The organism is Streptomyces cellostaticus (assembly GCF_001513965.1).
In the GTDB taxonomy this organism is placed as follows: domain Bacteria; phylum Actinomycetota; class Actinomycetes; order Streptomycetales; family Streptomycetaceae; genus Streptomyces; species Streptomyces cellostaticus.
Genome location: NZ_KQ948034.1, coordinates 18,912 through 31,841, shown reverse-complemented (window position 1 = coordinate 31,841; position 12,930 = coordinate 18,912). Strand labels below are relative to the sequence as shown.

Here is a 12,930-nt window from a genome sequence, read left to right as displayed (position 1 = left end):
GGCCCTGTCCTGGTGTCACCGAATCGGCAACGGCTTCTCAGGCGCCGGCCTTGATGATCTCCTTGGCCGATTCCACCTTCCGCTTCTGCGTGCGCCGCGCGTCCTGCAATTGCGTGCTCCGCTGCTCGATGACCTTCCGCTCATAGGCGGCGGAAACCAGAGCGGCGGTCTGCACGTACTGCGTCTTCCGCTTGCATTCGACGTCCGTGACGGCGGCCGCGATCTCGGCGGGGGAGGGCGGAGGCAGGGTCGCCCCCTTGGGGACGGGCAGACCCTTGCCGAGCAGGCTCCGGTCGTGCGCGGGGGCCAGCGGGTTGGCGTAGTCGTAGCCGGATTTCTTCATGCAGGCACTCCACTTGGAGACCGCGGCCACGACCCGGCTGTCCTGGAAAGTAGCGTTGAGCGTCTGCGACCTCAACTGCTGGACGATCGCGAACAACGTCTCCGGGTTCTTGCCGCCGAGTTTCCTGCGCGCCTTCCCCTCGCAGCCGAGCCTGCCGCTCTTCGGGTCGTCGAAATAGGCCCGCTTCACCGCCGGAGTGATCCCGTCGTCAGCCGGTCGACCGCTCGCGGGTTCCTTTTCCGGGGACGGCTCCCGGTACCCGTAGACCTTGACGGCCTTCATGTCCATCACGCCGTAGATCACATAAGGGGCCGGCGGCTCGGGTCCGTTGTCCAGCGTGAGCGCGTCGGGGAGTTTCAGCCCCTTGTCCTGCATGCACTGCTGCGCGAGGACGTTCTCGGCTCGGACGATCGTGCTCTCGTCCTTCAGCGAGACATACGCGTCCAGTGGCAGGGTCATCGAACCGTCGGGCCGGACGACCGCACCGCCGCCCTTGAAATCGACCGGCTTGGACGGATCGCCGCCTGCCGCCGTGCCAAGCGGCGGAATCGACGGCTCCGGCCCCGAAAATCCCGGTGGGGCGGACTTCTTCGCCGAATCGCCCGTCTCCGGGCCCGATGAATTGCTGCATCCCCCGACCGCGACGACGGCCATCAGCACTGTACCGGCCACCCACAGTGGCCTGGATTCACGTATCGCTCTCATCATCCCGAAATCGATCCGAAGTGATCGGACAAGGCCGGGGGTGATGGGTGCCGGGCTCACGGCACGGCCACCACGGTGACCGAGTCGGTCACCGGTGTCCGTCCGCGAGGACGCGATATCCAGTTTGGTCTGCACGCCCGGCGAAAGCGCCGGGTCGCCCCCCGAGCAGACCCATGAGCGCTGATTCTGTCAGATACCGCCGCTCGATTCGGTCTCGCGCCGCCGGCGCACCCGGTTGGCGAGCAGCGTCGAACCGACCCCCACCACGGCGCCGATTCCGTACCGGCCGGCGTCGTCTACTCCACCGCCGCCTCAGACCTCCCACTCGTCCAGCAGCCGCGCGAGGTCCGGCGGCCACACCGGCTCCGCCTCCTCCACCTGCTCGGGCCGGATGTCGTCCGGATTCGGGAAGTCACCGCTGAGCGCGAAGAACTCACGGTTGGCGGCGTAGAGCGAGGTGAGTTCGGTGAGCAGCTCACCGGGGAGGGAGCCGTCCGTCGGCGAGAGCTGTTCGAGAATCACGGCATGACAGTATTTCCCCAGGTGTCACACCACGATCGGGAGGACGGAAGCCGATGACCACGCAGCCACCGCCGTACGGCAACCAGCCCCCGTACGGCCAACAGCCACCGCCCCCACCGGCGACTGCCCCGTCGGGCTTCGGCCCGCCGCCGCCCCAGTACGCCTACGCCCCGACGCCGCCCCAACCACCGGTCGACGGACCGGAGTTCATGGCGGTCGACCGGCACAACTCGATCGTGGTCGACGCAGAAGGTGTTGCCTTCGAGAACCATGGCCTGTCCGCCGACTTCCCCTGGCAGCAGATCCGCAGCGCCCACTTCAAGGCGAGCCCGTCCGGCAGGGCCCTGATGCTGGCGGTGGTCCTTGTGGACGGCAGGGTCTTCGAGTGCGTGGTGGAGGCGAAGCCGAGGGCGAAGCTGGGGGAGTGGTTCGCTCAGCTGGCGGCGGTGCTGAGCTATTACCGGCCGATGGGCTCGTAGCGCGGCAGGTCGTCCGTGGAGATCGTCCAGTCACCGATGGTGACGTCCTCGCCGTAGACGAAGTCCTTGCGGGTGGCGTAGCGGGGGCCGTCGGGGGTGGGATGGATGTCCGCGAAGACGGCGCCGGTACCGGTGCGGGGGTCGAAGATCGCGTAGACCGGGATGCCGATCAGGGGGTAGTCACGCATCTTGGTGACCCAGTCGTTGTCCGGGTTGGAGCGGGAGACGATCTCGATGGCGGCGATGAGCGTACGAGGGTCGAAGGCCCCTTCCCCCTCCATGTCCGCCTCGGCGATCACCATGATGTCAGGGCGGCGCATGATGCCTTCTGGCGCCACCTCCACATCGGGTTCACCCGTGTGGGCCACGATCTCCTCAGGCATGACCTTCTCCAGGCGTTTCCGGAGACGTAGTGCGGTGAGCTCGTGCGGCCGGACAGGCGACATCATGTCGAGGACGATCCCTTCCTTTGTGATCTCGAACTTGCCGGGGAGGGTCCCGTCCGTGGACTCCACGAAGTCACGCATGGCCCGGTAGAGGTGGGAGGCGCCCTGCTGCGCGTTGTCCGGGGCAATGGTCATGGCGCTCGCTCCTCGTCTGTGCCCGGGGGTAAGGATCGTCACGTTCATGTTAGGCGGCCTCAAGGAGATCGGTTCGGCAGTCGCGGCAGCGGCCGGGTGCAGGCGCGCGGAAGGCGCGGTCGCAGCCGTTGCAGGTCTGGAGTGGGTGCCGGCTGGTGGGCGGCGGTGCCGGGGCCCGGAAGGGTGGCAGTGGCGGCAGCTGGGCGGTCAGGCGGTGGGCCAGGAGGGCGGCGGGGCGGCGGAGGCCCTCGGGTGGGAGGTCGCTGGCCAGAGCGTGGCGTACGGCTGTGGGGGTGACGTCGCGCTGCAGCCATGCCGCGACGCCGGGGGTGAGGTGGGCGGTGTCGTGGGCCGACAGGAGGAGGCGGGGGTCGACGTTGCGCAGACCGGTGAGGAGGTCGGTGGCGGTCTGGAGGAGGGTGGGGGAGGGGTAGGCCGGGTGCGGTACGGCGGGGAGGGGGCGTGGGGGGCGTTTCTTGGGGTGGGGGGTGTCGTGTGCGGCCTGTGGTGCGACCGTGTGCGCGGATGCTCGGGCAGCGCGTACGGGCGCGCCGGTGGGTGCCGGGTCGGCGTGGTCGGCGCGGTGCGGCTTCGGCTGGTTGCAGGAGATCGTGCGGGTGACGATGCGGCCGCCGGGGATACGTGTGCGTTCGCGGCGCAGGTAGCCGTGGGCTTCCAGCTCGCGCAGGGCGGCGGCGATGCGGGCCGGGCCTTCCGGGAAGCGGGCGGCGAGGGACTTGATGTCGGCGCGGGCGCCCGGCGGCAGCGACTGGATGTGTGCGCCGAGGCCGATGGCCAGGAGCGACAGCTCGGGGTGCTGGGTGAGGTGGTTGCCGATCACCGTGAAACGGGTGGTGTGGCGGGTGTGGTCGTGGATCAGACCACCGCCGGTTTCGGGGTGCCGGTTCGGGTGGATGTTGGCGGCAACACGGGACTGGGCGTGCGGGGGCACGCTAGGGTTTTCGGTGTCCATCAGGAAGCCTGAGACCTTCCTCGGTGGTCAGGCCCTCGCATTGGGATGCCAGTCCCGGCGAGGGCCGTCGCATGTCTGCGGGTGTTGCGCCGAGCGTAGGGCAGGCAACCAGCCCGAAATCCAGCTGAGTTGGTGATGTTCACCCGCGTGGGTGAGGGCACTCGGCGGGCGGGCGGGAGGGGTGGGGTTTGGTGGGGGTTCTTTCAGTCTCCCGTTTCTTGGGAAAGGCCTCCCGTCCCACCGACGCATGGTCCGACCGGAGCATGGTCCGCCGTGCTCCGGTCGAGGCGGACTTCGGCCCACACCGTCTTGCGTGGCCGCAAGCCCGGTGCAACACCCCACCTGTCGGCGAGCGCGTCCACGAGCACGAGGCCACGGCCTGACTCGACGTCCGCAGCCGGTAGTTGGGTGCGCGGCAGGCGGTCACCTCGTGTGTCCGTGACCTCGATGCGGAGGGTGCCGCCGACGACGTAGAGCATGAGGCGGAAGTCGCGTCCCGGTACTCGGCCGTGGGTGGCCGCGTTCGCCGCCAGCTCGGCCACGATGTGCGCCGCCGGATCCAACGGGAGCCCCCAGGTGCGGAGTTGTTCGGTGGCCAGCAGTCGGGCCAGGCGGGCTCCGCGTGGTGTGGGGGAGAGCTGCACGCTGAAGTTGGGGATGACGGCGGTTTCTTGATTCACGTCACTCAGCGTGGCGATGCGGGCTTACCGTGAACAGTGATGACGCCGATACGTACGGTGACTGTCCTGAGCTTCTCCGGTGGTGTCCGGGCTGTCGGGAACGGCCGTAGGGGTAGGGGCGTCGCGAGTTCGGACGTACTGGCGGAGGGGTGCGGCATGAGCGTGGACGGCGAGGCGGTCGAGCCGGGTTGGGAGGTCGACCCGGACGACGAGTGGGGCGTGGCGGTGATCGCGACTGTTGGACGCCAACTGAAGTTGCGGCGGGAGGCGGTGGGGATGCGGGCCGCCGACTTCGGGGACGCGGTCGGGTACGGCGAGGACCTGGTCTACAAGATCGAGGGCGGGAAGCGAATTCCCCGACAGGAGTATCTGGACAAGGCCGACGAGGTATTGGAGGCGGGCGGGCTCATTGCCGCGACGTGGGAGGACGTGAAGAAGGTCCGGTACCCGAAGAAGGTGCGGGAGCTGGGGAAGCTGGAGGCCAAGGCGGTTGAGATCGGCCTATACGAGTGCAACATCATCGCAGGGCTGTTGCAGACGCCGGAGCATGCACGAGCCGTGATCTCGGCTGCCCAGCCGCCGTGCTCACCGGACGATGTGGAACGCATGGTGACTGCTCGCTTGGCTCGGCAGTCGGTCTTCGAACGTGACCCGGCCCCGTCCATCCACTTCGTCCTGGAAGAGGCACCGCTGCGTCGGCAGGTCGGGGGCACAATGATGTGGCGACAGCAGCTTGAACGTCTGCTGGAGGTGGGGCGGTTGCACAATGTCACGCTTCAGGTCATGCCGACCAACACTGATGCCCATCCGGGGCTGGACGGCAGGATTGAGCTGCTGAAGTTCCCGGACGGCACGGCTGTTGGACGCTCCGACGGTGCGTTCAACGGACGGCCGACCACCGATCCGAAACAGCTTCGCGTCATCGAGCTGCAATATGGCACCATCCGGGCGCAGGCTCTCCCACCACGGGAGTCGCAGGCCTTCATCGAGCAACTGCTGGGAGAGACATGATCCGCAAGGCCTCCTTCGGGGACGCCTCCGAACTGGCGTGGTTCAAGAGCAGCTACAGCGGCGGCACCAACGGTGAGTCCTGCGTCGAGGTGGCGATGGCGTGGTTCAAGAGCAGCTACAGCAGCGGTAATGACGGCAACTCCTGCGTCGAGGTCGCCACCACTCCCGGCACGATCCACGTCCGCGACTCCAAGCAGACCACTGGCCCCCAGCTGGCCTTCGCCCCCACCACCTGGGCGACCTTCCTGCCGTACGCCACCACGGACTGACCGAACGCCGGAGCCCCCGGCCGCAGCGAACCGCAGCCAGGGGCTCCCGCACAGCGCAGCGTGTCGCGTCCCTCAGACGTTCACGCCGAAGTCCTGCGCAATGCCCACCAGGCCCGAGGCGTAGCCCTGGCCGACCGCGCGGAACTTCCACTCCGCGCCGTTGCGGTACAGCTCGCCGAAGACCATCGCCGTCTCCGTGGCCGCGTCCTCGGAGAGGTCGTAGCGGGCGATCTCGGCACCGCCGGCCTGGTTGATGATGCGGATGTAGGCGTTGCGGACCTGGCCGAAGTTCTGGCCGCGGTTCTCGGCGTCGTAGATGGAGACCGGGAAGACGATCTTGTCGATGTCGGCCGGGAGGGCGGCGAGGTTGACGTTGATCGCCTCGTCGTCGCCGGCGCCTTCACCCGTGCGGTTGTCGCCCGTGTGGACGATCGAGTTGTCCGGAGTCTGCTTGTTGTTGAAGAAGACGAAGTGGGCGTCGGAGTAGACCTTGCCCTGCGTGTTGACCGCGATGGCGGAGGCGTCCAGGTCGAAGTCCGTGCCGGTGGTGGTGCGGACGTCCCAGCCGAGGCCCACGGTGACGGCGGTCAGGCCCGGAGCCTCCTTGGTGAGCGAGACGTTGCCACCCTTGGACAGGCTTACAGCCATGATGTGGGAGTCCTTCCCTTTAGGTTTCTGTGCCGACGAAGCTACCGTCACCGGGAAGAACGTCGAGGGGGGTCCCGATGGTTCCGGATCCCTTTACCTCTTTTACCCACACCGAAAACCGGGTGACGTGAGGCGGGCCGGACCGGGAACATGGGACTCATGTCCGGTCCTCATCTCATCCGTGGCTCCGTCTCGCTTCCCGAGGCCGAGCTGATCTGGCGTTTCTCCAGGTCGTCCGGGCCGGGCGGCCAGCATGTGAACACCAGCGACTCCCAGGTGGAGCTGCGCTTCGACCTGACCGCCACCGAGGCGCTTCCCGCGGTGTGGAAGGAGCGGGCGCTCGAGCGGCTGGCCGGGCGGCTGGTCGACGGGGTCGTCGTCGTACGGTCCTCCGAGCACCGCTCCCAGTGGCGCAACCGCGAGACCGCCGCCGTACGCCTCGCCGCCCTCCTCGCGGAGGCCACCGCACCCCCGCCCAAGCCCCGCAGACCGACCCGGATCCCGCGTGGGATCAACGAGCGTCGGCTGCGGGAGAAGAAGCAGCGCTCGGACACGAAGCGGGGCCGCTCCGGCCGGGACTGGGGGTAGCCCCTCCGGCCGCCCCAGCCCTATGCATGCCGCCGTGCTTGTCATGTTCCTGCCAGAGACGCATGCGCTGGACGGGTGGAGAACACGTGCTGAGCAGTGTGTCAGCAGTCCAGGCATCTTGTATTCCTTCACGATCTTCGCGGCTGCTCGACATGCTGGGCGAAGGGACTGGTGTGATGAAAGCCAGATATCCGGCACTTCTCGGAAGACGCTGGCGCATCGGATTGTTGGCCTTGGCCGTGCTGCTGCCTCTTGCCGGGATCGGTTCTGCGGGGGCGTAGGCGACGGAGGGCAACGGACATCAGGTGGTGTACCAGGAATCGGTGCCCACGTCGGCAACGCCCGTCCTTGCGAAGAATTTCAAGCCCGGCGCTCGCGTGACGCCCAGGCAGCACAAGGCCATGTGGGAAGCGTTGGTCAAGAGGCGCAAGAAACTCGCCTCCCATGTCCCTCAGTCAGGCGGAAAGCAAGGGGTCCCGCCCGCCACGGCGCCCGCATCGGAGGCGAAGAACGTTTCTCCCGGGCCGAAGGCGCCCACCGGCCCGAACGATCTCGTCATCGCACGGAACCACCGCAACCCTCTCGCGTCCACCGACCAGTGTGGTGTGGCAGCCTCGCTCGCGGAGCCGTCTGCAGCAAATGACGGACGGAACGTCTACTACACGGGCAATTTCGACCACCAGGAGTTCTCGACCAACCGTGGCTCCTCGTTCTCCTGTGCTCAGCCCTACCCGGCGGGACCGGCCCAAGCGCGGTTCCCGTGCTGCGACACCCAGGTCGTCTATCACCGTGCGCGGGATGTGACGTTCCACAGCATGCTGTACGTGGACGACCTTTCCACGTTCACCAACGGCATCGTGCGCATCTTCGTGCGGCGGCAAATTCCCTCGCCGGACAACTGCTACTACGACATCGACTTCGACCCGACACGGACGGACGTCCTTGCCGACTTTCCGCATCTGGGCCTCAGCAAGAAATTCTTGTACGTAAGCGCCAACCGAAATGACGGGCCCAATCCCGAAGACTGGCTGGGCGCCGGGATGAGACGCTTCAACCTCGACCAGCTCGCCGCGTGCCGGGTCGCTTCGGGGCGAGCCATCAACTTCACGAACCCCGGTGGACAGCGGATTCTGGTCCCCGGCAGCGGCACCCAGAACGTCATGTACTTCTCCTGGGTCAACACTCCCACGCAGTGGCGCGTGTTCAGCTGGCCCGACGACTCGACGCGGGTCGGTTCAACCCTGCACGATGTCGCTGCCATGACCTTCGGTGACGCCGACTGCCGGGGCGGGGTGAACAACGCCGACTGGGCCGACGAAATCGCGGCGAACATCGTGGGATTCAATGTGCAGACGGCGATCACCAGGAACTCGGTGAACGTCTGGGTGCCCACGAACTCCGATGCCAAATACCGGCAGCCCCACATTGTCGGTGCCGAGTTCCGACGCGGAAAGCACCCGAACGACCTGGGGCTCGTCCAGCAACCCGTCATCGCCTTCTCGGGCCAGTGCGCGGGCGTGCCGGCCGTCGGCGTCAACGACTCCGGTGACCAGGGCCTGGCCATCGGCGTCGGCGGCAGGGTCGGAGGCCGCGGGCCCGCCGTCACCACAGCCGTGGGGATCAAGGACAAGTACAACCAGGGGCCCGGTCGCTTCGTCTTCCGGAAGATCGCCCAAGCCACGTACAACCCCGACGACGCCCGCTACGGCGACTATTTCACCGTCAACAGGAACTCATCCTGCGGCAGGTTCTTCGACGCCACGGGCTACGGCCTGCTCGGCGGCACTGCCCCATCGAACGTCAACGCGCGCTATGTCGAGTTCGGGCGCGGCCCGGTCTGCAGTTAGTTCTCTCGCCTCTGGGAGGCGGTGATCGGCCTCCTCTCACGCACGTTGCGGCCCCCGCCTTCGGGCGGGGGCCGCTTTCATGAGACACGTCCCGGCTACGACAGCTCCAGCACCCCCACCGTCTGCCCCCCGCTCGTCTCCCCGTTCGTGCGGAAGCCCAGGCGGAGGTAGAACTCCTCGGGGCCGTCCGGGCCCGGGTGCCAGGTGACGTACATCTCCTTGGTGCCCCGGCGGCGCAGTTCCGCGGCGACGGAGTCGACGGCGAAGCGGCCGTAGCCCCTGCCCTGTTCCCCGCCGTCGATGTTCAGGCGCCACAGGCCGGAGCGGATCAGGCTGCCGTCGCCGTGCCAGTCGATGTCGAGGAAGGCCATCAGGAAGCCGACCGGACGGCCGTCGTCCACGATCAGCCGGGGCCAGGCGACGCCGGCGGGACGGACGTACGCCTCGGCGAGGGAGTGCGCGACCGGCTCGACCGCGTGTTCCTGGCCGGGGCGGACGCGGATGGTGAGGGCGGCTTCGAGATTCCGGGTGGATATCTCTTCCAGTCGGGGTGTCATCCGCGCACATTAAGCAGGCCGTTCACGGCACTGCCACGGAATTACCGGCCGGCCGCCCGATCAGCCCAAATGCCGGTAGCGGCCCTGGAAATAGAGCAGCGGTCCGCCCTCCGCGCCGGGCACCCGCGCGGTGAGCACCCGGCCGATGACGAGGGTGTGGTCCCCGGAGGTCACCCGCTGCTCGGTGCGGCACTCCAGGGCGGCCAGCGCACCGCCCACCAGCGGGGCGCCGGTGGCCTCCCCGCGGATGCAGGGGAGGTCCTCGAAGAGCAGGCGGTCGCTGATGCGGCCCTTCATGGCGAAGCGGCCGGCGACGTGCCGCTGGCTCTCGGCGAGGACCGAGACGGCCCACAGCGGCTGCTCGTCGAGCAGGTCGTCCATGCGGGAGCCCTCGCGCAGGCTGACCAGCACCAGCGGCGGGTCCAGCGAGACGGACATGAAGGCGGTGGCGGTCATGCCGACGTCCTCGACGTCCGGTGCGGTGGGGTCGTCCGGGTCCAGCGCCGGCTCCTGCGCGGTGACCAGGACCACGCCCGCGGCCAGCCGGGACATCGCGGCCCGGAACTCGTCGTTGCTCACCCCCTCAGCATGCCCGGAAGCGGTGGGGGCGGTGGGTGAGGGAGTGTTCAGCACGCCGAAACGCTAATCTCCGCACCGCGCACACCGCATCGGGCCTGAGCCCGAGCCGGGTCCTAGGACCGGGGGACCAGGGGAGAGCCCGCTTTCAGTAAACACACAGGGAAAACGCGGAAACCCCACTCAATTGTTCATGTTCTTCTGTGACTTGAGTCACAAGGGGCAGGAATTGTTGACCCTGTGTACCGAGTGGGCAGCGCGCTGTGATTCAGTGGCGGGAAGCTGCAAGAGCGCCGTAAGAGCACCATCTGGACCACTACTCAGAGCACCACCGTAAGGAACGCCGAAGACAACCCTTGATTCGCTGCGAGGTCTCGGGGGGAGGGCGAGCATGGAGACCGAGTCGGAGCCGTATGTCCGTCTTGCGTCCCTGCGGCAGCTGCACCAGGTCATGGCCGACATGAACACGGCACGCAGCCTGGCGGACACACTGCAGACCGTGGCCGACGGCGTCGTGAACGCCCTCGGCTACGAGATGGCATGCGTGAACCTCGTACGCCCCGACGGCGACCTCGTCGTCGCCGCGTTCTCCGGGAACTCCGCCGCCGAGGCCCTGATCACCGGCCGGGTCGGTTCTCGCGACTCCTGGCTGCGGCGGCTGAACATGGGTGAACAGTGGGGCGACCTGGTGTTCATACCGCATACCGAGGGCTGGGTGCTGGACGACGACGACGTCCCGCAGTGGTTCACCGACGGGCCCGCGCCGCGCTTCGAGGACGAGTGGCACCCCTCCGACCGGCTCTTCGCGCCGATGTACACCCCGGGCGTGCAGGGCGGCTCCTCGGGCGAGCTGCTCGGCGTCATATCCGTCGACCGGCCGCGCAACGGCCGCCACCCCGGCGCCTGGGGCCGCGAGGCCCTGCAGATGTACGCCTTCCAGGCCGCCATCGCGATCAGCAACGCGCGTCTACGAGCCAATATGCAGCGCGCCCTGGTCCGTCTGGAGCGCGAGCAGCAGGCCCTGCGCGCCAGCGAGGAATCCTTCCGCCAGGCCTTCGAGTACGCCCCCTCCGGCATGGCGATCGCCGAGATGGGCGGCGACCAGCACGGCCGGATCCTGCGCACCAACGACGCCCTGTGCCGCCTGCTCGGCCGCCCGGCCTCAGCGATGCGCCGCTACTCCTTCTCCGACCTCGTGCACCCCGAGGACATCGGCACGCTGCTCAGGACCTCCGCCGAGGGAGGCCGCGCGGAACTCCGCCTCGGCCGCCGCGACGGCACGTACGTGTGGGTGTCCCTGCGCAACTCGGTCGTCGCGGACGCCGCCGACGGCCCCCGCTTCCTGCTCACCCACGTCGAGGACATCGAGGAGCGCAAGCGCCGCGAGCTGCAGCTCGCCCACCGTGCCTCCCACGACTCCCTCACCGGCCTGCCGAACTCCGCCGAGCTGCGCTCGCGCCTGGCGGCCCGCCTGTGCCGACGCGCGGCCCAGCCCGGCGCCCTGGAATCCCTGGACGCGGCCTACGGCCACCCCGCCTTCGACGCCGCCACCGGCCACGGCTTCGACTTCGCACCGGGCGCGGAGGCATACGAGGGCTACGACCACCACGTCCACACCGTCGCCCCCGAGGAGGGGCACGACGACGGCGCCAAGGGCCTCGCGGTCCTCTTCTGCGACCTGGACGGCTTCAAGTCGATCAACGACCGGTTCGGCCACAACGCGGGCGACGCGGTCCTGATCGAGGTCGCCCGCCGGCTCTCCCGGGGCGTCCGCGACGGCGACACCGTGGCCCGCCTCGGCGGCGACGAGTTCGTCATCCTCGCCGACGGCCTCGGCAAGGCCGACGCCCAGGACCTCGCCGTACGCCTGCGCAACGAGATCATCCAGCCGATCCGCGCCGAGGGCCGGGCCGTCCGGGTGGGCGCCAGCTTCGGCATCGGCTGGGCACACTGCGGCATGACCGCGGACGAAGTGTTGAAGTCAGCCGACGAGCGGATGTACGTAGAGAAACGATCTCGTCCCAAACAGCACCGGCGCGCCGGATGATCCGCAGGTCAGTGAGTTGATGGGGTCCGAGTCACCCGTTTGGGCCAGCCAGAGCGGGTAGGCTCGCCATTCCAGACCTGTACCGGATCCACCCGCACCCGCTGAGGAGACCAAGGGATGACGCCCGGCGAAAACAGCCCGAGCACGCCCGAGGACGACGACCCATTCGGCTACCTGTACGCCGACGGCCAGGCCAGAGGGGCCCAGCCGCCGTCCGGCGGGTACGGCTACCCGAACTCGGTCAGCAGGAGCAGCAGGGTACGCGCGGTCGGCGAGCGCCAGTACGGCCAGCAACAGGCCCCGTACGGTCAGCAGCGGCCGACCGTCCCACAGCAGCAGGGCGCCTACGGCCAGCCGAACGCCCACTATCAGGCCCCGGAGACGATGCCCGGCGGCGCCCCGACCAGCCGCCAGCCGGTGCCGTCGGCTCCCGGCCGCCGCGGCCCGAACACCAAGGGCCTGCTGATCGGCGCGATCGCGGTGGTCGCGGCTGTCGTCATAGGCATCGGCGTCGCGATGCTCAACGACAACGACGGCAAGAAGTCCGACAACCAGGCGGGCAGCACCCCGACCCAGTCCCAGAGCAGCGAGCCGAGCCCGTCGGGGAGCAGCTCGGCGGCGTCGGGGGAGCTGCCGAAGGTCGACGCGGCCGACGGCTCCGTACAACTGGCGGGCGGGGCGACTAAGGCCTCGGACGTCAAGGGGGCGAATGCGGCCGGCGGGGTCTATGTGACAGGGTTCAACAGCGTCGGCGCCTCGGTCACGTGGACTGTCAGTGACGTCCAGAAAGCTGGCTCGTACCGCCTGTACGTGCGTTACAGCATTCCCGGTGTGGACGCCAACGCGACGCTGACGGTCAACGGCAAACCCAACCAACAGCCGCTGGGCATGAAGGACTTCACCCATCGGGCGAAGGGTGACTTCGAGAAGGGCTGGCAGTCCACCTGGGCTCCGGTGACGTTGACCAAGGGCTCCAATACGTTGACGATCTCCTGTGGTCAGGGGAACCAGTGCAACGCCCTCATCGACCAGCTGTGGGTGGGCTCAGACAGCTGAACGGTCCGCCGGTGGACCGGCGGACCGTCATGAGGCCGCGGTACTACC

15 protein-coding genes are annotated in these 12,930 nt (G+C 68.4%); 7 read left to right on the top strand and 8 right to left on the bottom strand.

Annotation, left to right across the window (positions count from 1 at the left end; genetic code table 11):
- Positions 1-37: 37 nt before the first annotated feature.
- Together AQI88_RS29980 and AQI88_RS29975 are read right to left on the bottom strand one after the other, a co-directional pair.
- Complete coding sequence (locus AQI88_RS29980) at positions 38-1,108, bottom strand: hypothetical protein (RefSeq protein ID WP_159050432.1); 1,071 nt, start codon at positions 1,106-1,108, stop codon at positions 38-40.
- Positions 1,109-1,360: 252 nt separating this feature from the next.
- Positions 1,361-1,570, bottom strand: coding sequence for a hypothetical protein (locus AQI88_RS29975; protein ID WP_067005104.1), 210 nt, complete (start codon positions 1,568-1,570; stop codon positions 1,361-1,363).
- Between the two features lie 53 nt (positions 1,571-1,623).
- On the opposite strand from AQI88_RS29975, the gene AQI88_RS29970 reads away from it, so the two are divergent.
- A complete protein-coding gene (locus AQI88_RS29970; protein ID WP_067005102.1) occupies positions 1,624-2,049 on the top strand; it encodes a hypothetical protein in 426 nt (141 codons plus the stop codon).
- Here AQI88_RS29970 and AQI88_RS29965 read toward each other — a convergent pair.
- From AQI88_RS29965 to AQI88_RS29955, 3 genes are all read right to left on the bottom strand, one after another.
- Complete coding sequence (locus tag AQI88_RS29965) at positions 2,028-2,630, bottom strand: Uma2 family endonuclease (protein WP_067005100.1); 603 nt, start codon at positions 2,628-2,630, stop codon at positions 2,028-2,030. The genes AQI88_RS29970 and AQI88_RS29965 overlap by 22 nt on opposite strands.
- Before the next feature lie 49 nt (positions 2,631-2,679).
- On the bottom strand, positions 2,680-3,603 hold the full coding sequence (locus AQI88_RS29960) for a helix-turn-helix domain-containing protein (protein ID WP_067005098.1): 924 nt from the start codon (positions 3,601-3,603) through the stop codon (positions 2,680-2,682).
- 203 nt (positions 3,604-3,806) lie between these two features.
- Positions 3,807-4,283, bottom strand: a complete 477-nt coding sequence (locus tag AQI88_RS29955; RefSeq protein WP_067005096.1) for an ATP-binding protein — start codon at positions 4,281-4,283, stop codon at positions 3,807-3,809.
- A gap of 156 nt (positions 4,284-4,439) precedes the next feature.
- On the opposite strand from AQI88_RS29955, the gene AQI88_RS29950 reads away from it, so the two are divergent.
- Positions 4,440-5,294: a helix-turn-helix domain-containing protein gene (locus tag AQI88_RS29950; protein ID WP_067005094.1), complete on the top strand. Its 855-nt coding sequence runs from the start codon at positions 4,440-4,442 to the stop codon at positions 5,292-5,294.
- Entirely contained in the window at positions 5,291-5,563 is a 273-nt protein-coding gene (locus AQI88_RS29945; RefSeq protein WP_067005093.1) for a DUF397 domain-containing protein, read from the top strand. Before AQI88_RS29950 ends, AQI88_RS29945 begins: the two co-directional genes overlap by 4 nt.
- A 72-nt stretch (positions 5,564-5,635) precedes the next feature.
- Here the strand turns inward: AQI88_RS29945 and AQI88_RS29940 are convergent, their stop codons facing one another.
- Positions 5,636-6,211, bottom strand: a complete 576-nt coding sequence (locus tag AQI88_RS29940; protein ID WP_067005091.1) for a TerD family protein — start codon at positions 6,209-6,211, stop codon at positions 5,636-5,638.
- A gap of 159 nt (positions 6,212-6,370) precedes the next feature.
- Here AQI88_RS29940 and arfB point away from each other — a divergent pair, with 159 nt between their 5' ends.
- Both arfB and AQI88_RS29930 read left to right on the top strand, forming a co-directional pair.
- Entirely contained in the window at positions 6,371-6,799 is a 429-nt protein-coding gene (arfB, locus tag AQI88_RS29935) for an alternative ribosome rescue aminoacyl-tRNA hydrolase ArfB (protein WP_067005089.1), read from the top strand.
- 305 nt (positions 6,800-7,104) lie between these two features.
- On the top strand, positions 7,105-8,646 hold the full coding sequence (locus AQI88_RS29930; protein ID WP_159050431.1) for a hypothetical protein: 1,542 nt from the start codon (positions 7,105-7,107) through the stop codon (positions 8,644-8,646).
- Between the two features lie 95 nt (positions 8,647-8,741).
- On the opposite strand, the gene AQI88_RS29925 is transcribed toward AQI88_RS29930, so the two are convergent.
- Together AQI88_RS29925 and AQI88_RS29920 are read right to left on the bottom strand one after the other, a co-directional pair.
- Positions 8,742-9,203 carry a GNAT family N-acetyltransferase gene (locus AQI88_RS29925; protein ID WP_067005085.1) on the bottom strand — a complete coding sequence of 154 codons (462 nt, stop codon included), beginning with the start codon at positions 9,201-9,203 and terminating at the stop codon, positions 8,742-8,744.
- 60 nt (positions 9,204-9,263) lie between these two features.
- Positions 9,264-9,836: a flavin reductase family protein gene (locus tag AQI88_RS29920; protein WP_079057887.1), complete on the bottom strand. Its 573-nt coding sequence runs from the start codon at positions 9,834-9,836 to the stop codon at positions 9,264-9,266.
- A 334-nt stretch (positions 9,837-10,170) separates the two neighbouring features.
- On the opposite strand from AQI88_RS29920, the gene cdgB reads away from it, so the two are divergent.
- A complete protein-coding gene (gene cdgB / locus AQI88_RS29915) occupies positions 10,171-11,826 on the top strand; it encodes a diguanylate cyclase CdgB (RefSeq protein WP_067005083.1) in 1,656 nt (551 codons plus the stop codon).
- 117 nt (positions 11,827-11,943) lie between these two features.
- The gene (locus tag AQI88_RS29910; RefSeq protein WP_067005082.1) at positions 11,944-12,882 is read left to right on the top strand and encodes a CBM35 domain-containing protein; all 939 of its coding nucleotides are present in this window, start codon (positions 11,944-11,946) and stop codon (positions 12,880-12,882) included.
- Positions 12,883-12,930: the final 48 nt, after the last annotated feature.

Bases quoted from the DNA above. Each gene is read 5' to 3' on its own strand.
- AQI88_RS29970 (WP_067005102.1), top strand. From the start codon at position 1,624: ATGACCACGCAGCCACCGCCGTACGGCAACCAGCCCCCGTACGGCCAA.
- AQI88_RS29965 (WP_067005100.1), bottom strand. From the start codon at position 2,630: ATGACCATTGCCCCGGACAACGCGCAGCAGGGCGCCTCCCACCTCTAC.
- AQI88_RS29960 (WP_067005098.1), bottom strand. From the start codon at position 3,603: ATGGACACCGAAAACCCTAGCGTGCCCCCGCACGCCCAGTCCCGTGTT.
- AQI88_RS29950 (WP_067005094.1), top strand. From the start codon at position 4,440: ATGAGCGTGGACGGCGAGGCGGTCGAGCCGGGTTGGGAGGTCGACCCG.
- AQI88_RS29945 (WP_067005093.1), top strand. From the start codon at position 5,291: ATGATCCGCAAGGCCTCCTTCGGGGACGCCTCCGAACTGGCGTGGTTC.
- AQI88_RS29940 (WP_067005091.1), bottom strand. From the start codon at position 6,211: ATGGCTGTAAGCCTGTCCAAGGGTGGCAACGTCTCGCTCACCAAGGAG.
- arfB (WP_067005089.1), top strand. From the start codon at position 6,371: ATGTCCGGTCCTCATCTCATCCGTGGCTCCGTCTCGCTTCCCGAGGCC.
- AQI88_RS29925 (WP_067005085.1), bottom strand. From the start codon at position 9,203: ATGACACCCCGACTGGAAGAGATATCCACCCGGAATCTCGAAGCCGCC.
- cdgB (WP_067005083.1), top strand. From the start codon at position 10,171: ATGGAGACCGAGTCGGAGCCGTATGTCCGTCTTGCGTCCCTGCGGCAG.
- AQI88_RS29910 (WP_067005082.1), top strand. From the start codon at position 11,944: ATGACGCCCGGCGAAAACAGCCCGAGCACGCCCGAGGACGACGACCCA.